Source organism: Vibrio sp. 1069 (genome assembly GCF_033340555.1).
Window position 1 is genome coordinate 1 of the sequence record NZ_JAWOWP010000283.1, and the last position, 768, is coordinate 768.

At 50.4% G+C, this 768-nt stretch carries 1 protein-coding gene; it reads right to left on the reverse strand.

Features of this window, described 5'->3' with window-relative positions:
* A partial coding sequence (locus tag R7040_RS26005; protein ID WP_318097511.1) for an AAA family ATPase occupies positions 1 to 766 on the reverse strand: 766 nt, incomplete at its 3' end.
* Between the last annotated feature and the right edge of the window lie 2 nt (positions 767 to 768).

A 768-nucleotide genomic window follows, 5' to 3' on the forward strand; every position in this document is an offset into this window, starting at 1 on the left:
GACCTGCTAACCACGCATGAGCACGAGCGCATCGATCAAGGGCGATGGTTGCACGCGGACTGACACCCATTGCTAGCCATTTATCCAACTCACTGTCGTATTCGCTTGCTTGGCGTGTTGCCATCACCAAACGCACAATATATTGCTCAATGGCTTCTGCCATGTGGATGTCGAGCACTTCTTGGCGCGCGGTGAAGATGTCTTGCTGACTCAAGCTTGGGCGCTCAATAGAGCATTCACCTTTTGCTTCACCACGATTGATCCGCAAGATCGCTAATTCATGTTCTGCATCTGGGTAATCCACTTCTAAGTGAAGCAAAAAGCGATCGAGCTGAGCTTCTGGAAGAGGGTAAGTACCTTCCTGTTCTATCGGGTTTTGCGTCGCCATGACCAAGAATAGCTCAGGCAGCGCGTAGGTGTGGCGACCTGCGGTGACTTGCTTTTCTGCCATCGCTTCAAGCATTGCGGCTTGCACTTTGGCTGGCGCACGGTTGACCTCATCGGCAAGCACTATGCTGTTAAAAATTGGCCCTGGTTGAAAATGAAGTTGCGGCTTGCCATCCAACTCTTGATAAACCTCGGTTCCCGTCACGTCCGATGGCAAAAGGTCTGGCGTAAACTGGATTCGACCAAAACTGGTGTTTAACAAGTTGGCCAACGATTTTACAGAACGTGTTTTTGCCGTTCCCGGCAAACCTTCTAGAAGAATGTGCCCGTTCGTTAATAACCCGATGACTAAAGCTCGAACCACGTGGCTTTGTCCAATGA